This window comes from Microbacterium sp. CSI-V (assembly GCF_001984105.1).
Lineage (GTDB): Bacteria > Actinomycetota > Actinomycetes > Actinomycetales > Microbacteriaceae > Microbacterium.
In genome coordinates, this window is record NZ_MTQM01000009.1 from 296,618 (window position 1) to 314,864 (window position 18,247).

Sequence of the window (18,247 nt, forward strand, 5' to 3'; positions counted from 1 at the left end):
TCGGAAAGACGACGGTGGCGCGAGTCCTCGGCTAAGGAGCTTTCGGGAGTCCGTACTTGTTCCGGCGCTCATCGGGGAGAGCGGCGATCGGATCGAACCCGCGACGCGTCCAGTATTTGCCGGTGGAATCACGAAAGGCGATGTTGGGCAAGTAGCGGGTATCTCCGAATGGCACGAGGAACTCGAACGCGGCGCTGTCGTCCGGGAGCAGCACGATCCATCCAGGAGCAGTGTCGAGTTCGAGCTTCTTACTTTCGTCAAACAGTGTCACTCGGATCGAACTGATGATCTCAGCGCTGCGGTTGTGAACGCGCACGACGACCGTCCGAGCCTCTTCACTGACGTACGGGACACCGCTCTCGTGCCCGTAGGTCATCCCCTGCAACGGCACAAGCGCTGCCTCTTGAACCCAGGGCTTTGGCACTTCCGTGCCCCCGAGGATCACAGGATGCCCAGCATCGAGCGTGGCATACACCAGGCGGGCCTGTGCTTCTTCGCGCACACGCACGTCGTCACTGTATGCCCGAGCCGTCAACTCGTTAGATCTCGCGGCGGCGTCCGCCGCATCCCGCGCGTGGGCGTTCGCCGCCTCGTTGTACTTGAGCGCCCAGAACGCCGCACCCGCAGCAGCGACTGCGACCCCGGTAGTCACCCACTCGGCGATCGATCCCCACTCAACGCACATCGGCGGGCTGTTCCAGGATGTCGCGGAGGTGCGGCTGCTTTCCGTCGCACACGGCACGCATGAAGGCATCCACGAGCGCAGCGCGCTGGTCGAGGAACGCCTCGAAGTCGGGCTGCACTGCCGCACGCAGTTCAGCGCCCGCAGGCTGATCATATGGACCCGAGTTCGCGATGATCTCGTAGGGCACGAGGTGGGACTCCAGCCGATCTTTGATGTCGCGCGGATCAGGAGCGTTCTTCGCGCGGTTCTCCAGATACGTCAGAGGGTCGAGACGACCGATCGAGCGGTTCGTCTTCCAGGTGATGAGCGCGCAGTTGAGCGCAAGCATCGATTCGATCCCCGCCTCTGAGAGCAGTTGGTTCGGGAAGATGTGGTGGTACTCGCGCTTGACGACGTTCTCTCCAGACAGCGGAGTGTCGTCGGCGAAGTCCCGAGCGCCGAAGAAGTTCGATGCCGCGAGGATCGCTCGCGCGAGCGAGCGCTTGCTCTTCGCCCAGCCCGCGCCCTTAAGCTCGCGCAGGCTCGGCAACGGGTACAACTCCTCGTCGAACAAGGGTACGTCAGAGACGGAGCCCTCACAGGCGAGAAGCGCAGTGAGCCCCCGGAAGTCAGCATACGCGCGGGTCGCGGCTGTCGCCTCGTAGCGGTTCGAGAAGAAGGAGCGCCACAGGTACTGACGAATGACCTTGTCAACGGTCGCGCGGCGGTCGCCGTCTTCTGTTTCATCCGCAAGCAGAGCGGCGATCACCGGGATCGGGATAGCGGAGGGGAGACGGTCTCCGTCGAAGATGCGCATCGACTCGACGACCTGAACCGCGCGTCGAAGCCCGCGTGTCATCCGCTCCCAGTTCCCGACGAACACCGAATAGTCCATGTCGTAGAACCCGCGTTGGTTCGGCAGCTTGCCCTGGAGGAGCGCAGAGGTCTGGAGCACAGCGCTGTCAAGCGAGAGGTATCCCGCGAGGCGTGGCAGTTCGACGTCGAGGCTCGCTTCCATCTCCTTGAGCCGGTGACCGGTTGCACCTTCGAGTTCGGCGACCACGATGTCGTACGCCTTGAGCGGCTTCGCATTCGTGTTCATGTTGACGAAGACGCTCAGCGCGATGTCCTTGCTCGTCGAGGCAGGCAGCCGAAGGTAGGGCAGGTTGAAGTGCCGAACCGTCTCGCGCTTCTCGCTGATGACCTTCTTGAGGTGGTCACGCAACTCGGTGACTCTGGTGGACATCGAGCGGTACTCCGCGATGTCCGTCACATCGTCTCCGGGTTCGAGATGCGCCGTGGCGGCTTCCACCCACGAGGTCGTCTCATCTCGCGACGGATCGAGCAACCGCACGGGGACGAGCCCCCGCCGCAGACACTCCTCGGGCGAATCCACCCAGAGCGGGTACATCGTGCCGTCCCGGCTCTCCCAGCGCTTCTCGATGCGGATTGCGGGCTCCTCGTCGTCGTTCCTTGGCTCATCGTCGAGATCAGCGAAGTGAACGAAGTAGGTCTGCTTGCGGTCATTGTCTCGGAGGGCGCGGTAGAGCGCGGTGAGGCGCTGTTGCCCGTCGAGAAGGTGCTCGGTGACCGCCTCCGTCGTCTCCGGCGCAGACACCAGGGGGCGAGAAACGAACTGCTCCTTGTCGCCGACGTTGAGCACGAGCGCGACGCCGAGCGGGAGGTCGTGGATGATCGTGTTGAGCATCGAGACGACGCGCTTCGGCTCCCAAGCGACGCCGCGCTGGAAGCTCGGGAGACGAAGCTGCCCTCGGTCAATGCTGACCATCCAGTCCTTGACCGTCCGATTCTGCGCTTCGCTACCTGCACCCATCCTCTGTCCTTCCTCAACGAACCGTAGGATCGCTCACTTGGTTTACTGCGCCTTACTAAACAGCCCAACCATGCGATCTGACGGTATCCAGCTATTCGTTGGACACGACATTAGGTCCGCGCGAACCGCCTTGCGACAATCTGAGCAAGATCGCGCCGACGACATGAACGGTGAACCACACGTCCTCCCGGCTCGCCTCGTCGGCGTTATGCGCGTCGCCGGTGTTGCTCCGGTCGGCGGACGCCCACCGACACGCCTTGTCGATGGTCTGGAGCAGCGGGGCGTCATGTGACGCGATGATCCCCTTGTTCTTCGCCGAGGTCGTTAGGTCTCCGAGCTGATTGCCTTCTGCTCCGAGGTGGGCGAGCGCTTCTCGGAGCGCGGTTCCCGTGTCGGTGATTGCGTCGGTTCCGTCGCCGCGCGCGATCTGCGAGAGCGCGCTCTGGTAGCTCTTCTCCACGCGCTGCCATCCGGGCTTCGCGAGGAGCCGTAAAACTGGTTCAACAACCTCGATATGAAGCTCTCGTGACGCGAACGGCACCATCTCACCGTCGATCAACTCAAATGCGATCCGATCCTCCGCGAGGACACCGTTGATCTCGCGAATCAGCGAGGCATTGAACGGGATGCGCGAGCCGCTCGGGACAAGCCCCGAGGCGAACGCTTCTCTAGCCGCATTCTGCTGGAATGCGGTTGCGTACCCCTCCATAAACGCTTCAATGACCGAGGGCACCATGTCGTCGTCGCACTCAGCGAGGTAGCGGAAGAGGTGTTCCCGCGAATCCCCTTGACCGTTGCCGAGGAGCGCGAGCTGACCAAGGTCTGCAAGCAGGACGCGCTTCGCCGCCTCCATTGTGCGGTAGTCGCTGCCACCGTCGCTGTGCGCCATCACCAACAGGAGCCGGTTCCGGATCTCTGTGGAGAAGGACTCCGTCCAGAAGGACTCTCCCTGGCGCTCACACTCTTCGAGCGCAGCAAGCGCGCGACGACGCTTGAAGAGGGGGACACGATTTACCTACCTGTTCGACACATGACTCGGCAACAGCTTCACGTTACGCGAGGGCCTCTGCACGGGAGAAACACCGCCCCCGTTGAACTCGATGTGGTCACCAACCATCTGCACTCCGAGGAGATTGGGATCGGGAAGAGGTCTCGGCACGAACCTCGCATCGTTTGGGGTGGTGGCAGACCCATTCCCGAGCGCCGCGCACGGTCATCTCGTTGAAGAGCTTCTCGACGGCTGTCGTGCCCTGCATCGTCTGGTCAAAATGACCAGCGCGCACGCGCCCGACCGGCACGATGTCGGCAAACGCCATCGGGTCGGACATCATGATGCCTGCCTTGCGCGTCAACGAGAATGTGATTCCGCACGCGCCCATGAAGCCAACGCCGCCCCACGGATTGTCGTCTTCATCATCGGGGTGCGGGATGAGCCCGACCGGCGAATCCGAGACGATCAGCGATCGCTGATCGAAGCCATGCACCGTCCACGGGCGAACCGAAATGTACGCCAAGAGCCCCTGTGTGGTCGTGACGATTTGCTTGACGAAAGCAAGGTTGGTCATCGAGGCGACGACGGCACCCGGCTCCATGGCCCGATCCCAGAGCGCTTCGACTTCGTCGTCAATGGGCTCGTGTTCCGCCCCTTAAGCGACCTTGCGTCGCAGCGCCTCTTTGCCGCTAGCGCCGATCGTCGATCCCAGAACCTCGCTCGCGACGTGCTCCATGCTGCGCTTGGTCTCTGGTCCGCGAGCCGCTTGGAGCGCTATGAAGAACGCGAGCCTGCTGCGATCCTCTTCACTCAGGCGCACACGTCCCTCGACGACCTGACGGATGATCCGACTCGCGTCGGCTTCCACCTCGCCGAGGGACTTCTCGAACGCATCGAGTGCTTGTCCCTCCGCCTCAACGGAGTAGAAGTGCTTCTGCGCACCGTTGCTCTTCGTTGTCGCGGTGAACGTGGTGTCACCAGGCAGGCGGACGGCGGTGATCATGTCCCTGTCAGTTGCGAATCCGCACAGCAGCATCCGGGGAACATAGTGGTGCCATCTCGCCAGGTTCGGCTCCGTGGCCATACGCACCTCCCGCTTCTCGCCCTCACATGCCGAAAACAAAGGCGAAGGTCGACGCGCTGGCGTCACGCCCTAAGGAGGGCGTACCGAAACCGGTAGCTTCGAAGGTATGCCATTAGCCGTGCCGCTGACACTTAACGAAGTTCGCGAGAACCTGTCGAAGTTCTCTGTGGAATGGAAGGGCGCGGACTACGAGCGCGGTCAGGCTCAGGGGTTCTGGCGCGAGTTCTTCGTGTGCTTCGGCATCGGCGGCAAAAGCGCCGTCCTCTACGAGCACCAGGTCAAGAAGCTCGGAGGTGCGAAGGGCTACATCGACTCGTTCATCCCCGGCAAGCTCATTGTCGAAGCGAAGAGCAGCGGGAAGAACCTCAACTCGGCGTTCGACCAGGCATCCGAGTACGCACTCGCACTCACGGAAGCGGAGCGTCCTCGCTACGTCATCGTCTCCGACTTCCAGCGGTTCGTCCTCACCGACCTGTCCAAAGACAAGGTCACCGAGATCACCCTCGGCTCTCTGGCATCGAACGCCGAGAAGTTCCGCTTTCTCATGGAAGACGCGCCCGAGGAGATCGCCGAGGAGCGTGAAGCCGATCGCGCGGCTGCCTACCGTGTGAGCAAGCTCCACAAGATGCTCCTCGATGGTGGGCTCAGTGGAGAAGCCCTCGACGTGTTCCTCACGCGTCTGCTGTTCCTGTTCTTCGCCGATGACACAGGTCTGCTGAATGTCAACGGATCGTTCCACCGGCTGCTCAAGAAGACCCCAACGAGCGTGCTCTATGGCACCCTCTCGCTGCTCTTCCGCACTCTCGATCAAGACCCCGCGAAGGGTGAGCGTCCCGCCGCCCTCGACGAGGACATTGCGCGGTTCCCGTACATCAACGGTGCGCTGTTCAAGAAGCCAGGTGACTTCCCTGTGTTCGACGAGAAGACCCGAAACTTGCTCGTCGAGTGCTCGTCGCTCGACTGGTCGACGATCTCCCCGGCGATCTTTGGCGCGATGTTCCAAGGCATCCTCGAAGGCGAGTTCAAGACAGAGGGAGACGAGCCTGTAAGCCGACAGGCGACTCGTCGCGAGATGGGTGCTCACTACACGTCCGAGCGCAACATCATGCGCGTGATTCGACCGCTGTTCCTCGACGAACTGCGCGCTGAGTTCGAGGCGGCTAAGGGTGACGCCACCGCGCTCAAGACCCTCTACGACCACCTCCCGACGATCACGTTCCTCGACCCTGCGTGCGGCTGTGGTTCGTTCCTCGTGGTCGCGTACCGCGAACTGCGGCGGCTTGAGCTGGACATCATCGACACGATGCTGCACGACAAAGACCTCTCGAAGGTCGATGTCGGTGCATTCATCCGTGTGCGCGTGAACCAGATGCACGGGATCGAGTTGTTCGACAGCCCGGCACAGATCGCAAAGGTTGCGCTCTGGATCACCGACCACCAGATGTCGATGGAAGCCGCAGCCCGATTCGGCTCGTCGCGCCGATCGCTGCCGCTCGCTGTCTCGCCGACCATCAAGGTAGGCAACGCATTACGGGTGCCGTGGGAAGAGGTCATCCCGGCGACCTTCTGCGACTACGTAATCGGCAACCCGCCGTTCCGTGGGAAGCAGTACCAGACCGACGAGCAGAAAGCCGACCTCGACATCGTGTTCGGGAAGGGCAAGCACGAACTCATCAAGGGTCGTGGCGTGCTCGACTTCGTCACGGCGTGGTTCGTGAAGGCGGCGCAGTACATCGAGAAGTCGTCCTCGACCGCGCGTGAACTCGATCTCTTCGCCACAGACGCGAGCGCATGGGGATCGCGTGGCAACGAGGCAATGATCGACATCGACGCTGGCTGGCAGAACTGGAAGCCGACTCGCGTGGGTCTCGTCTCGACGAACTCGATCGTGCAGGGCGAGCAGGTCAGCATCCTGTGGGACTGGATGCTCGCGCAGGGAATGCAGATCACGTTCGCGCACCGGACGTTCTCGTGGGCGAACGAGGGCAAGGGTAACGCGGCTGTCCATTGCGTCATCATCGGATTCAGCAGTGAGGCTGCCGAGACAAAGCGGCTCTACTTCTACCCCGATCTCAAGGGTGAGCCGGTGGAGACGAACCCGTCCAATATCAGCCCCTACCTGGTCGACGCTCCGAACGTCGTCGCTGTGGGTCGCACAACGCCGCTGTCGCCTGTTCCTGGGCTTCGATTCGGCAGTATGGCGAACGATGGAGGGCACCTCGTCCTGAACGCAGCGGAGCGCGCTGCGGCGATCGCCGCCGACGCGACTCTGGAATCCCTCATCCGACCCTTCGTCGGCGCTCAAGAGATGCTGAACGGAGACGAACGATATGCGCTCTGGCTTGCCGATTCAACACCTGAGCAGCGCAACCGCCCGCTCGTGGTCGAGCGGGTCAGGGAGGTGCGCACCTACCGCGAGAAGTCGAAGCGAGACACGACCCGCAAGCTCGCGGCAACACCGTTCCTGTTCGGTGAGATCAGGCAGCCGAAGACCCCGTACCTGATGATCCCGCGTGTGTCGAGCGAGCGTCGGCAGATCATCCCGATCGCGTACTGCGAGCCGGAGATCGTCGCGAGCGAGCAGGTCTTCACGCTCCCAGACGCGACACTCGCGCACTTCGGTGTCCTCACGTCAACGATGCACAACGCTTGGGTGCGCACGGTCGCCGGTCGGCTCAAGAGCGACTATCGGTACAGCGCGGGGCTCGTGTTCAACACCTTTCCGTGGATCGACCTCGACGACGACCTCGCGACGATCGAGACGACGGCGCAGGCGGTGCTCGATGCTCGTGCGCTCTACCCAGACTCAACGCTGGCAACGCTCTACGACCCGAACCTGATGCCCGCCGAACTCGTGAAGGCGCACGCGGCGCTCGACCGAGCAGTGGACAAGCACTACGGCTACAAAGCGGAGCAGAGCGATATCGCTCGGGTGTCATTCCTCTTCGAAAGGTACGCCGCACTCATTGCGACCGCAGCCGCCAACGCGCACGATGCCGCAGAGTAGGGCGCACTCTACTTTGTGCAGGGTGAGGGTCAGAACGGCTCCTCGTCGTGCAACTGCTCGATCGGGACTCGGGGAACGCCATCAGCGCCTTGTACGCCGCGAGTTCGTCAGCGATCAGTTGCCCGTCAAACCGGTCCCCCACCTCGACGATGAGCTCGCGCACGCGATCCGCGTGCAGGTCGTACAAAAAGCGCCCCTCGGGGCGGCTGAGACCGTCCGGGCGAACATGCCAGAGCATTCGAGTGCGTTACCGCTCGATGACTGAGTAGCCGCGACACGAGACGCGCAGTCCCTCGGAGTGCATCCGCGCTCGAATCCACTTGCCGTACGTCGAGAGCGCGGCGTCCTTCGTGATGAGCGCACCGCTCGTCCCCCAGGGCGCCGCGGGCGGGTCGGCGGACTCGTCGACCTCCTTCGCCGCCTCGGAGTCCGGGACGTCTACGACCGATGGCACGCGAGACATCGTCGCGACCGGATCCAGCACCGTGGAGGTCGAGGACGTGCCTGCGGCGATCACGCAGATCTCGGATGCCGCGACCTCCGCGGGCGGATACGTCGAGTCCTCGCAGGTCGGGGGCGGCTATGGCGTGGTGCCCCTGGACGCGACGGCGTCGCAGCCGGCCGTGTCGTCCGGCTGGATCACGGTGCGGGTGCCGGCCGAAGCGCTGACCTCGGTGATGGACGGGCTCTCCGCGGTCGGTGACGTCACCGCGACCAGTGTGAACCGCTCCGACGTCACCGAGCAGACGGTCGACCTCCGGGCCCGCGTCGCCGCCGGCGAGGCATCCGTCGCTCGTCTGACCGAACTGATGGCGCAGGCCGGGTCGGTGTCCGACCTCATCGCCGCCGAGTCCGCCCTGTCGGAGCGTCAGGCACAGCTGGACTCCGATCGCGCGATCCTGACCTCGATCGAGTCGCAGGTCGCGATGTCGTCGCTCAGCGTCCAGCTGAACATGCGGTCGCAGACCGTGGCGGCCGATCCCGCGGGCTTCGGCGACGGACTCGTCGCCGGGTGGAACGGCCTGATCGCCACACTGAACGGCGTCGTGATCGGCCTCGGCTTCCTGCTCCCGTGGATCGCCGTCGCGGGCATCGTGGTGCTGATCGTCTGGGGTGTGCGTCGCATCGTGCGGAATCGTCGGGGGTCGCGCGAGGCGTAGGACGGCGGCGGCCCCGGCCCGCAAGGGTCGGGGCCTGGCCGGCTCGTCCGGCTACGGCACTGAAGCGAGAAGAAGCCCCGACCATTCGGTCGAGGCTTCTTCTCATTGGTGACCCCAGCGGGATTCGAACCCGCGTTACCGCCGTGAGAGGGCGGCGTACTAGGCCGCTATACGATGGGGCCGCGTCGCAACCGTTCAAGTATGCACTACGGGTGCCGCGCACGACAAATCGGGCCGCGAATGACTCGCAGCCCGGGCGTGTCCGGCCCACCGTACCGCGACCGCGGCTCCGAGGGAAGAGCCGGGCCGGAGCGGACGCACGACGTTCACCCTGTGGCATCCCGATGACTCGCCGTCCAGCGGTTGCAGGCTCCCGCACCGCGGAGTTGACTCGAGCGCATGCAGGTCACCAAACGCGAACACGCGGCCCTCGTCCTCACGGAGGCCGGACACACCCTGGTCATCGATCCCGGCGTCTTCACCTCGCCGCTCGAGGAGCTCACCGGACTCGTCGGCGTCGTCATCACGCACGAGCACCCCGACCACTGGACCCCCGAGCACCTCACCCGACTCCAGAAGGCGCACCCCGGCGTGCCGATCTACGGCCCCGAGGGCGTGCAGAAGGCGGCCGCGGGCTTCGATGTCGTCGCGGTCCACCCCGGTGACTCGCTCGACCTCGGACCGTTCCACCTGGAGTTCTTCGGCGGCAAGCACGCCGAGATCCACTCGTCGATTCCGATCGTCGACAACGTCGGCGTCCTCGTGAACGACGCGTTCTTCTACCCCGGCGACTCGTACACGGTCCCGAAGGGGGCGCACGTCTCCCTCCTCGCCGCCCCGGTCGGCGCCCCGTGGCTGAAGATCTCCGAAGCGATCGACTACGTGCTGGCCGTCAAGCCCGCCCGCGCTTTCGCGACCCACGACATGACGCTCTCGGTCGCCGGGAAGCAGATGGGCGACGCGCGCCTCACGTGGGCCGTCGAGCAGAACGGCGGATCGTTCGTCGACCTGGGCCCGGGCGACTCGACCGAGGTCTGACACCACCCGCAGACGGAACACCGGATGCCACGACCCCTGGGGGCCGTGGCATCCGGTGTTCTGCGTGCGACGTGCTTACTGCGCGTCGAGGTCGGTCTCGAGCAGGGCGACCAGCTCGTCGAGCGCCTGCTCGGCGCCCTCGCCCTCGGCCTTCAGCGTCACGACGGTGCCGTGACCGGCGCCCAGGCCCATGAGCGACAGGATGCTGCCGGCGTTGAGGTCGGGACCGCCCGCGGCCGCGATGGTGACGGGCACCTTCTTCTCCTGCACGGCCTGCACGAAGAGCTTCGCGGGGCGGGCGTGGAGACCCGAGCTGCTGGCGATGGTGGCCTGACGTTCTGCCATGGTGATTCCTTTCGAACCGTTGGGGCCTTATGCGGCGACCGGGACCGCCGTGGCGGACTCGGCGACGGGGGCTTCTTCCTTGCGTGTGCCACCGATCCGCTTGAGGGCGACGACGAGCACCGCCGAAACGACCGTACCCACGATGATCGCGAGCGGGAAACCCCACACGGGGTTGATCGCGAAGAGCACGAAGATGCCGCCGTGCGGAGCGTACGACTGGACCCCGATGAGCATGCTCAGACCACCGGTGATCGCGCCGCCCACCATCGAGGCGGGGATCACGCGCAGCGGGTCGGCCGCCGCGAACGGGATCGCGCCCTCGGAGATGAACGAGGCGCCCAGGAGCCAGGCGGCGGCGCCGTTCTCGCGCTCGACGGGCGTGAACCGGCCACGGGCGAGGACCGTGGATGCCAACGCCATCGCGAGCGGGGGCACCATGCCGGCGGCCATGACCGCGGCCATGATCAGGTACGGCGCGGTGTTGGTCTGCGTCGCCGCGGCGAGGCCGGTGGTGGCGAAGACGTAGGCGACCTTGTTGACGGGTCCGCCGAGGTCGAAGCACATCATGAGGCCGAGGATGACACCGAGCAGGACAGCACCGGCGCCCGAGGCGGCGAGCGACGTCAGGCCCTCGGTCAGCGCGGCCATGAGCGCGGCGATCGGACGACCGAGGAACAGGATCATCAACCCCGAGGCGAAGATCGAGCCGAGGAACGGCACGATCACCACCGGCATGAGGCCGCGGAGCCAGCGGGGAGCGTCGAAGCGACCGAGCCACCAGGCGATGAAGCCGGCGAGCAGACCGCCGATGATGCCGCCGATGAAGCCGGCGTTCATGAGCACCGCGACGGCACCCGCGACGAAACCGGGCGCGATGCCGGGCCGGTCGGCGATCGCGTAGGCGATGAAGCCCGCGAGGACCGCGACGATGAAGCCCATCGACGTGGCGCCGATCATGAAGGCCACCGACCCGAGGTACTGCCCGAGCGGGCCGAGCGACGAGGTGATGTTCTCGGTCGGGAGGTCCCACAGCGAGTTCTGGATGATGACGTTCGCGGCATCCTTGGTGACCTGGTATCCGCCGAGCAGGAAGCCCAGCGCGATGAGAAGGCCACCGCCGGCGACGAACGGGATCATGTAGCTGACACCGGTGAGGAGCCACCGCTGGATGCGACGTCCCACGGACTGCTGGACGACCGGAGCATCGGAGGCGGATGCCGCCGCCGCGCCGCCCTGCACGCGGGCGGCGTTCGGGTTCTCGCTGGCGGCGACGGCCTCGGCGATGAGCTGCTTCGGCTGCTCGATGCCGCGCTTGACACCGGCGCGCACGACGGGCTTCCCCGCGAAACGCTGCGGCTCGCGCACGTCGACGTCGACCGCGAAGATCACGGCGTCGGCGTCGTCGATGACGCTCTGCGGGAGGGCCTTGTAGCCGCTCGAGCCCTGCGGCTCGACGACGAGCTCGACGCCGTCGGCCTCGAGGCCCGCGGCGGTCAGGGCGTCGGCGGCCATGAAGGTGTGGGCGATGCCCGTGGCGCACGCGGTGACCGCGACGATCTTGGTCGTCTTCGTCGCCGTGGCGGTGCGGGCCTCGGCACGCGTGGCCGCGGGAGCCGCGGCCGCAGGCGCCTCGGGAGCGGGGGTGATGGCATCCGTGATGATCCGGACCGCGTCGGACGGCGTCGCCGCGGCGCGAAGGCCGCCGGTGAACTCGGGCTTCATGAGGCTCCGAGCCAGCTGCGACAGGACCGCGAGGTGGGCCTCGTCGGCACCGGCGGGCGCGGCGATGAGGAACACGATGTCCGCGGGACCGTCGGGCGCGCCGAAGTCGACACCCGGGGTCAGGCGCGCGAACGCGAGGGTCGGTTCGGTGACGGAGGCGCTGCGGGCGTGCGGGATGCCGATGCCGCCCGGGAGGCCCGTCTCGTCCTTCTGCTCGCGGGCCCACGCATCGTCGAAGAGTTCCTGCGCGCTGGTCGCGCGGCCCTGCGCGACGACACGCTCGGCCAGAGCACGGATGACCGACTGCTTGTCGGCCCCCAGGGGCGCGTCGAGGCTGACGAGCTCCGGTGTGATGATGTCGGACATTTTCTGGTGACCTTTCGTGGTCAGGGTGTTGCGGTGGGAGGGGAGAAAACGGTCACGGCGATCGGCCCGGCGGGCAGGTCGGCCGGTGTCGGGGCTTGCGTCCCCGGCAGGGTCGCCGCAGCCGCGCCGTACGCGATGCTGCGGGCGAGTCGATCGGGGGCGGCGGCCCCCTCGAGGTCGGCGAGGAGGTAGCCGGCGAGCGAACTGTCGCCCGCGCCCACCGTGCTCGCGACCTGGATCTTGGGGGCGCGCCCGCGCCACGTGCCGTCCGCGTCGAACAGCAGGGCACCGTCGGCCCCGAGGGTGACGAGGGCGGATGCCACGCGCCCGGGGACCAGCTCGGCGGCCCGGCGAGCGGCCGCGGCGATCACGTCGAGGTCGTCCGCGGCGTCCTCGCCGACGAGCTCGGCCAACTCCTCGTGGTTCGGCTTGATGAGGTCGGGATGCGCCGATGCGACGACGGCGGCGAGGGCGGCGCCCGAGGCGTCGACGGCGATGCGCGGAGCCGCGGCCCCCCACCGATCGCGGACGGCGGCGATGAGGTCGGCATAGAACGTCGCCGGCACACCCGGCGGCAGCGACCCGGCGAGGACGAGCCAGGTGGCGTTCTCCGCCGCCGCGACCACACCCGCGGTGAGCGCGGCGGCCTCGGAGGACGAGAGCTCGGCGCCGGGGAGGTTCAGCTTCGTCGTCTCGCCCGTGGGATCGGTGATGGTGAGGTTCGCCCGCACTCGACCCGCCACCGGCACGATCGCCACGTCGACCTCGGCGTCGTCGAGGAGCAGACGGTACGGGTCGTGGTCGTTGACCGGCACGACGGCGCGCGCGGGAGCGCCGGCGGCCGAGACGACCCGGGCGACGTTGACGCCCTTGCCCCCGGCATCCTCCCGCGAGGACTCGGCGCGCTGGACCTCGCCGGGAACGAGCGGGCCGGTGAGCTGCACGGCGCGGTCGGCCGACGGGTTGGCGGTCAGCGTGACGATCATGCGACACGCACCTCGGCGTCGGCGTCGGCCAGAGCCTGTGCGAGCGATTCCGGCGGTGTGCCGTCGGTGACGAGCACGTCGATCTCATCGAGGCGGGCGAAACGCACGAGCAGTTCCTCTCCGAACTTGGCGGTGTCAGCGACGACGACGACGCGGCGGGCGGCACGGATGATCGCGGTCTTCACCGCGGCCTCCTCCGGGTCGGGCGTGCTGAGGCCGAACCCGGCGCTCAGCCCGTTGGTGCCGACGAAAGCGATATCGGGGCGCAGCTCGCCGATCGACCGCACCGTGTGCGCGCCGACGGCCGCCGCGGTGACCCCGCGGATCTTGCCGCCGATCACGGTGAGCGAGACACGGTCATCACCGGCCAGGATGTGGGCCGCCTCGAGCGAATGCGTGACGATCTCGACCGCGCCCGCGCTGTCCCCGAGAACCTGCGGCAGTTCGGCCGCGACCGCGGCCGGCGTGGTGCCGGCGTCGATGAAGATCGAGCCGCGGAAGCCGGGGGTGAGCAGCCGCGCCGCCGCGATGCCGATCGCGCGCTTGGCCTCGCCCTGCCGCAGACGGCGCTCGGAGAGGGATGCCTCGGTCGTGCTCGCGCGGTCCACACCCACGGCACCGCCGTGGACGCGCCGCAGTGAGCCGGTCTGCTCGAGGCGGTCGAGGTCACGGCGCACGGTCTCGGTGGTGACGTCGAAACGACGAGCGAGGTCAACGACGCTGACGCGTCCGATCTCTCGCAGTTCGCGCTCGATGAGCTGCTGGCGCTCCATTGCGTACACGGGATCCCCTTCGAAGATTCCCACACGATACAACACGAAGTCACACGAATCAACACCCTTTCGAGACAAACACAGACCGCGGCGCAACCCTAAGGTCACGCCGCGGTCGTTGCCCCGTCACCGGAAGCGTCGCGCGCAGGCGAGAGGCGGCGGAAAGCCGCCTGTCGACGCGGCTCGTGTTACGCGTCGGCCGCGCGCGACCCGGACTCGCGAAGGGCGATCGGTGCGGATGCCGCGCGGATGTCCCGCACCTGCGTGCGACGCAGTTCGGCGTCCGCGCCGAGGTCGCGCGCGAGGGCGGGGCGAAGACGGGACAGCCGGTCGACGAACGCGATCGGCAGCGTCAGGACCGTCACGACGGTCGCGGCCGTGGCCGTGGTGAGCGAACGCTCGCGTGTCAGCGCCGAGGTTCCGAGCCAATCGCCGCGTTCCACCGTCCCCGGGAGAGGCTCGCCGTCGGGCCCGGTCAGGATCACCCGCCCCTCGAGCACCCGGCGGACGGATGAACCCATCTCGCCCGCCCGGTCGATCGTCTCCCCCATGCCGAACTGCTCGACGCGGCACTCCCGGAGCGCGTCGTCGCGGAGGGCATCGTCGAGATGCAGCGCCCGCGAGGCACTCTCGAGGGCGTGGCCGAGCGCCGCCTCGCGCACCGCGGCATCCACGGGGATCTTGTCGAGAGAGAGCCCGCGGCGGCGAGCGGCGTACCAGAGCCAGGAACGGAAGGTGCTCAGCGTGCTGTCGGCGTAGACCGGCGAGTCGAGCGGGATCGCGACGGTCCACGAACCGCCGCCGGCGTTGGTGACCTCGATCTCGCCGCCCGGAGTCAGAGTCGGGAGGTCACCGGCCACCTCCCGCAGCGTCGCGATCACGACGTGCGGAGGATCGGCGGGGGCGAATGTCGCGGTGGCGACCGCGGTGAACGGTCCCGGCGGACGGCTGAGGTTCAGGAACGACGCGTCGGCAAGGCCCGAGTTCGGGATGATCTGGAGACCCGAACCGGTGTCGATGTGCAGCGCGCGCCAGTTCACCTCGACGACGCGTCCGGTCGTGCCCCCGGTCGTGATCCAATCCCCCTGACGGAACGGCTGCTCGAACAGCACCAGCAGACCCGACACGATGCCGCCGGCCGCGTTCTGCAACGCGAGGCCGATCACGATGGAGGTCACCCCGAGCGCGGCGATGACCCCCTCGACGTCGGCTTCCCACACCCACTGGAACAGGAAGGCGACGCCGACGACGACGAGCAGGAGCCGCACGATCTCGATGAAGATCTGCGGAACGCGCTGCCGCCACGATCCGCGGTCGGCGGTGGCGAAGAGCGCGTAGTTCAGGACGCTCAGAGACAACAGGATGACGAGGAAGCCGAAGATCGTCGCCACGACGCGCGGCCACACGAGATCCTGGTCGGAGCGCGTGGCGAACACGAGAAGCCCGACGAGACCGCCGAACGGGACCACCCAGTTGCGCAGCAGGAGGAGCGGTTTGACCGCCGGACTCCGCCGCCGACGCAGGATGCCGATGACCTCCGTGAGGATCACCATCAGCACCGGCACCGCGACGACCGACGCGATCGCCCACCCGATCGCCGTCCCGTCGAACACGGGAGTCATCACGCCACCCGCCAGACCGCGGTCGCCTGGCCGTCGACCTCGACGGCATCCGCCTCGACGAGGTCGAACAGCCCCTCGACGCGCGTGCGCACGGCATCCGTCACGAACACCCCCGGCTCCTCCCCCGCACGGCGCAGCCGCGAGGCCAGATGCACCGCGTCACCCCACAGGTCGTACGCGAGACTCGCCCGCGCGACGATACCGCTGGTCACGCTGCCGGTGTCCACCCCGGCGCGCAGGTCGAGGGTCGCGCCCGTACGGTCGTTGAAACGCTGCACGCTCTCGCGCATCCCGACGGCGAACTCGACCGCGCGGCGCGCGTTGTCCACCCGCGGGACGGTCAGACCGCTACTGGCGAGGTAGCCGCCACGGAGCGTGCGCACCGACTCGACCCCGCAGCGCGCGGCCACCTCGTCGAAACCGCGCATGAGGTCGTTCAGCGCCGACGTCTCCTGCGCTCCATCGAGGTCGCGTGAGAAGTCGTCGAACCCGAGGAGCTCGGCGAAGACGACGGCGACGTCGTCGTGCCGCTCGGCGAGCGTCTCGGCGCCCTCGCGATACTTCTCGGCGAGACTCTCGGGCATGATGCTGCGCAGCAGACGCTCGTTCTCGTCACGCTGGTGGTCGATGAGCTCCTGCTTGAGGCGCAGCCCGGACGCCATCTCGTTGAACGACGACGCCAGGTCGGCCAGTTCGTCGGTACCTCGGGTCTCCACGCGCGTGTCGTAGTCGCCGTCCGACACCCGGCGCACGGCGGTCGCCAGGCGCCGGATCGGTCGGGTGAAGCTCTGCGACAGGATCAACGACAGCAGGCTCACCAGCAGCATCAGGCCAAGGGTCGAGAGCAGCAGCGTGCGGGTGAAGTCGGTGACGGGCGCGAACGCCTCCTGCGACTCCATGCGCGCCACGATCACCCAGTCGACACCGTCGATGTCGAGCGGCGCGTACGCCGTGATGCTCTCGCCGCCGATGTAGTCCTGCGTGACCTCCGCCCCGGTCTGGCCCGCGACAGCCGCGTCCACCGCGGCGCCGCGCGTGGGTTGCAGCAGAACGGTGCCCCCGGCGCGGACGATCTTGTCCGCGGTGTCGGCGGTCGTCCCGTCGGCGATCACCGCCGCGGCGTAACCGTCAGGATTCTGGATCAGGCTGCGCGAGTTCGACCGCATGAGGTGGTCGGCTCCGGCCAGATAGGTCTCCCCCGTCTCGCCGAATCCCTGCTTCTCCCACTCGCCGTAGCCGGTCATGACGTCGTTGATCCACTGGATCGGCACCTGCAACGCCAGCACACCCGTGATCCCCTCGTCATCGCCGATCGGCGAGACGACCCACATCACCGGAAAGCCCAGCGCGGGCGTCCACTCCTCGATGTCGGTGGTCACGACGTCGTTCACGGAGTTCGCCGCGACGACCTCGCTGAACCCCTTCGCCAGCTGGCTCTCGCGGAACGGCCCATCGGTGAGGTTCGAGCCGAGATCGACACCGCCCGCGGCGGTGTAGACGACGTCGCCGTCGAGATTGGCCACGACGACGTCGGTGTAGCCCACCGTCTTCACGAGCTCGGAGAAATAGGAGTCGGCCTCGAGGTAGGCCTGCGAGTACGGGCTCCCGTCGCCGGGGTCGGACACCGGACGGTCGGCGGCCCCGTCCTGACGGGTGAAGAGGTACTGCGCCATACGGCCCGCGGGAGAGGGGGGCACGAAAGCCCGATCCGCGAAGTCCTCGCCGGTCGCCCCCTCCAGTCGCGGCAGGAAGGTGTCGGCGTAGAACGACGACAGCGCGGCATCCTCCGTGGAGGTGAGCGAGCGACCGGAAAGCTCGTCCCAGCCGGCGTTGAGGGCGACGGAAGCCCCGCGGGCGCTGGCGTTGTTACTCGCCAGCGCGGACTCGCGCTGCACCTCGCCGAGCAGCGACGTGATCTCGCCCGTACGGAGTTCGCGCATCGCGGTGAGCTTGTCGACCACCTCGGCACGCAGGGATTCCCGCCCGTTGACGTACCCGACCGCCCCGACCACCGCAGCACTGACCAGGCTCACCGCCAGCAGCATGATCAGGAGCCGGGACTGGATACTCAGGCCCCCGCGTCGTCTCTCGTCCGTGCGCGCGCCTGCGGAATCGTCATGCCCCATGTCGCTCACAGTACGGAGGGAAGGGTCGTTTCACCCCGCTTTTCGCCCCGTGGCGGAATTCAAGGGGCGACGACGTCGACAGTGAAGCGGATCTCTCGACCGTCCGGAGCGGTGAGTGTCGCCGTCGTCGATCCGATCCCCCTCGCGACGAAGCCGGGGCGGAAGGTCGCCCCCTCGTCGGATCCGCCCGCCGAGAACTCGGCGATCGTGACGTCGGCGGTCGTCCCGTGCCACTGGTCCTCGGTGCCGTCCTCGACGGCGATGACGAGCGCGGTTCCGATGACGACGGCGATGTCGGTGCCGTCGAGCTGGCCGGGCGACACGATCGTCGGAGGAAGAGCCTGCAGACCCGCGGTCGCGGTCGTGCTCGACGACGGGGCGGGAGCGGCGGGGACCGCGGGCTCGGTGGTCGCCGTGCAGCCGCTCGTGACGAGCGCGACAGCGATCACGGCGGCGACGGCGAAGGAGGAGCGGATCACGCCGACCCCCTTTCCGAATCACACCTGGATCGGATGCTATCGCGACGCGC

The 18,247-nt window shown here is 67.2% G+C and carries 16 protein-coding genes and 1 tRNA gene; 3 read left to right on the forward strand and 14 right to left on the reverse strand.

What is annotated here, in order from left to right; all coding sequences use genetic code 11:
- Nucleotides 1–31: 31 nt before the first annotated feature.
- The 5 genes from CSIV_RS12165 to CSIV_RS12185 form a co-directional block, all read right to left on the reverse strand.
- Nucleotides 32–685 (reverse strand): hypothetical protein, encoded by a 654-nt coding sequence (locus CSIV_RS12165; protein ID WP_077051666.1) that lies wholly within the window; start codon nucleotides 683–685, stop codon nucleotides 32–34.
- Entirely contained in the window at nucleotides 675–2,498 is a 1,824-nt protein-coding gene (locus CSIV_RS12170) for a DUF262 domain-containing protein (protein WP_077051667.1), read from the reverse strand. Before CSIV_RS12170 ends, CSIV_RS12165 begins: the two co-directional genes overlap by 11 nt.
- Nucleotides 2,499–2,589: 91 nt before the next feature.
- Nucleotides 2,590–3,387 (reverse strand): hypothetical protein, encoded by a 798-nt coding sequence (locus CSIV_RS12175; RefSeq protein ID WP_139340699.1) that lies wholly within the window; start codon nucleotides 3,385–3,387, stop codon nucleotides 2,590–2,592.
- A gap of 217 nt (nucleotides 3,388–3,604) precedes the next feature.
- Nucleotides 3,605–4,090, reverse strand: a complete 486-nt coding sequence (locus CSIV_RS12180) for a hypothetical protein (protein WP_077051669.1) — start codon at nucleotides 4,088–4,090, stop codon at nucleotides 3,605–3,607.
- 54 nt (nucleotides 4,091–4,144) lie between these two features.
- A complete protein-coding gene (locus CSIV_RS12185; protein WP_077051670.1) occupies nucleotides 4,145–4,573 on the reverse strand; it encodes a DUF4238 domain-containing protein in 429 nt (142 codons plus the stop codon).
- A gap of 106 nt (nucleotides 4,574–4,679) precedes the next feature.
- Between CSIV_RS12185 and CSIV_RS12190 the strand changes: the two genes are divergently transcribed.
- Entirely contained in the window at nucleotides 4,680–7,580 is a 2,901-nt protein-coding gene (locus CSIV_RS12190) for a DNA methyltransferase (RefSeq protein ID WP_139340701.1), read from the forward strand.
- Between the two features lie 247 nt (nucleotides 7,581–7,827).
- Here CSIV_RS12190 and CSIV_RS18435 read toward each other — a convergent pair whose 3' ends face one another.
- Nucleotides 7,828–8,034, reverse strand: a complete 207-nt coding sequence (locus CSIV_RS18435) for a hypothetical protein (protein WP_160897406.1) — start codon at nucleotides 8,032–8,034, stop codon at nucleotides 7,828–7,830.
- Here CSIV_RS18435 and CSIV_RS12195 point away from each other — a divergent pair.
- On the forward strand, nucleotides 7,934–8,740 hold the full coding sequence (locus CSIV_RS12195) for a DUF4349 domain-containing protein (protein ID WP_274519549.1): 807 nt from the start codon (nucleotides 7,934–7,936) through the stop codon (nucleotides 8,738–8,740). The two genes, CSIV_RS18435 and CSIV_RS12195, sit on opposite strands and share 101 nt — an antisense overlap.
- Nucleotides 8,741–8,846: 106 nt before the next feature.
- Here CSIV_RS12195 and CSIV_RS12200 read toward each other — a convergent pair.
- Nucleotides 8,847–8,922, reverse strand: a tRNA-Glu gene (locus CSIV_RS12200).
- Between the two features lie 217 nt (nucleotides 8,923–9,139).
- Between CSIV_RS12200 and CSIV_RS12205 the strand changes: the two genes are divergently transcribed.
- Nucleotides 9,140–9,778, forward strand: coding sequence for an MBL fold metallo-hydrolase (locus tag CSIV_RS12205; protein WP_077051673.1), 639 nt, complete (start codon nucleotides 9,140–9,142; stop codon nucleotides 9,776–9,778).
- A gap of 75 nt (nucleotides 9,779–9,853) precedes the next feature.
- On the opposite strand, the gene CSIV_RS12210 is transcribed toward CSIV_RS12205, so the two are convergent.
- The 7 genes from CSIV_RS12210 to CSIV_RS12240 form a co-directional block, all read right to left on the reverse strand.
- The gene (locus CSIV_RS12210) at nucleotides 9,854–10,123 is read right to left on the reverse strand and encodes an HPr family phosphocarrier protein (RefSeq protein ID WP_077051674.1); all 270 of its coding nucleotides are present in this window, start codon (nucleotides 10,121–10,123) and stop codon (nucleotides 9,854–9,856) included.
- Nucleotides 10,124–10,150: 27 nt separating this feature from the next.
- Nucleotides 10,151–12,211, reverse strand: coding sequence for a PTS fructose transporter subunit IIABC (locus CSIV_RS12215; protein WP_077051675.1), 2,061 nt, complete (start codon nucleotides 12,209–12,211; stop codon nucleotides 10,151–10,153).
- Between the two features lie 20 nt (nucleotides 12,212–12,231).
- Nucleotides 12,232–13,197, reverse strand: a complete 966-nt coding sequence (locus CSIV_RS12220; RefSeq protein ID WP_077051676.1) for a 1-phosphofructokinase family hexose kinase — start codon at nucleotides 13,195–13,197, stop codon at nucleotides 12,232–12,234.
- Nucleotides 13,194–13,979, reverse strand: a complete 786-nt coding sequence (locus CSIV_RS12225) for a DeoR/GlpR family DNA-binding transcription regulator (protein WP_175627610.1) — start codon at nucleotides 13,977–13,979, stop codon at nucleotides 13,194–13,196. Before CSIV_RS12225 ends, CSIV_RS12220 begins: the two co-directional genes overlap by 4 nt.
- 179 nt (nucleotides 13,980–14,158) lie before the next feature.
- Entirely contained in the window at nucleotides 14,159–15,592 is a 1,434-nt protein-coding gene (locus tag CSIV_RS12230; RefSeq protein WP_077051678.1) for a mechanosensitive ion channel domain-containing protein, read from the reverse strand.
- Entirely contained in the window at nucleotides 15,592–17,718 is a 2,127-nt protein-coding gene (locus tag CSIV_RS12235; RefSeq protein WP_083735124.1) for an adenylate/guanylate cyclase domain-containing protein, read from the reverse strand. Before CSIV_RS12235 ends, CSIV_RS12230 begins: the two co-directional genes overlap by 1 nt.
- A 59-nt stretch (nucleotides 17,719–17,777) precedes the next feature.
- A complete protein-coding gene (locus CSIV_RS12240; RefSeq protein WP_077051679.1) occupies nucleotides 17,778–18,197 on the reverse strand; it encodes a hypothetical protein in 420 nt (139 codons plus the stop codon).
- Nucleotides 18,198–18,247 lie beyond the last annotated feature (50 nt).

What these genes read in the sequence shown, in the direction of transcription:
- CSIV_RS12190 (WP_139340701.1), top strand. Translation starts at nt 4,680, where the DNA reads ATGCCATTAGCCGTGCCGCTGACACTTAACGAAGTTCGCGAGAACCTG.
- CSIV_RS12230 (WP_077051678.1), bottom strand. Translation starts at nt 15,592, where the DNA reads ATGACTCCCGTGTTCGACGGGACGGCGATCGGGTGGGCGATCGCGTCG.
- CSIV_RS12210 (WP_077051674.1), bottom strand. Translation starts at nt 10,123, where the DNA reads ATGGCAGAACGTCAGGCCACCATCGCCAGCAGCTCGGGTCTCCACGCC.
- CSIV_RS12235 (WP_083735124.1), bottom strand. Translation starts at nt 17,718, where the DNA reads ATGGGGCATGACGATTCCGCAGGCGCGCGCACGGACGAGAGACGACGC.
- CSIV_RS12170 (WP_077051667.1), bottom strand. Translation starts at nt 2,498, where the DNA reads ATGGGTGCAGGTAGCGAAGCGCAGAATCGGACGGTCAAGGACTGGATG.
- CSIV_RS12165 (WP_077051666.1), bottom strand. Translation starts at nt 685, where the DNA reads ATGTGCGTTGAGTGGGGATCGATCGCCGAGTGGGTGACTACCGGGGTC.
- CSIV_RS12175 (WP_139340699.1), bottom strand. Translation starts at nt 3,387, where the DNA reads ATGGCGCACAGCGACGGTGGCAGCGACTACCGCACAATGGAGGCGGCG.
- CSIV_RS12195 (WP_274519549.1), top strand. Translation starts at nt 7,934, where the DNA reads ATGAGCGCACCGCTCGTCCCCCAGGGCGCCGCGGGCGGGTCGGCGGAC.
- CSIV_RS12205 (WP_077051673.1), top strand. Translation starts at nt 9,140, where the DNA reads ATGCAGGTCACCAAACGCGAACACGCGGCCCTCGTCCTCACGGAGGCC.
- CSIV_RS12220 (WP_077051676.1), bottom strand. Translation starts at nt 13,197, where the DNA reads ATGATCGTCACGCTGACCGCCAACCCGTCGGCCGACCGCGCCGTGCAG.
- CSIV_RS12215 (WP_077051675.1), bottom strand. Translation starts at nt 12,211, where the DNA reads ATGTCCGACATCATCACACCGGAGCTCGTCAGCCTCGACGCGCCCCTG.
- CSIV_RS12185 (WP_077051670.1), bottom strand. Translation starts at nt 4,573, where the DNA reads ATGGCCACGGAGCCGAACCTGGCGAGATGGCACCACTATGTTCCCCGG.
- CSIV_RS12180 (WP_077051669.1), bottom strand. Translation starts at nt 4,090, where the DNA reads ATGGAGCCGGGTGCCGTCGTCGCCTCGATGACCAACCTTGCTTTCGTC.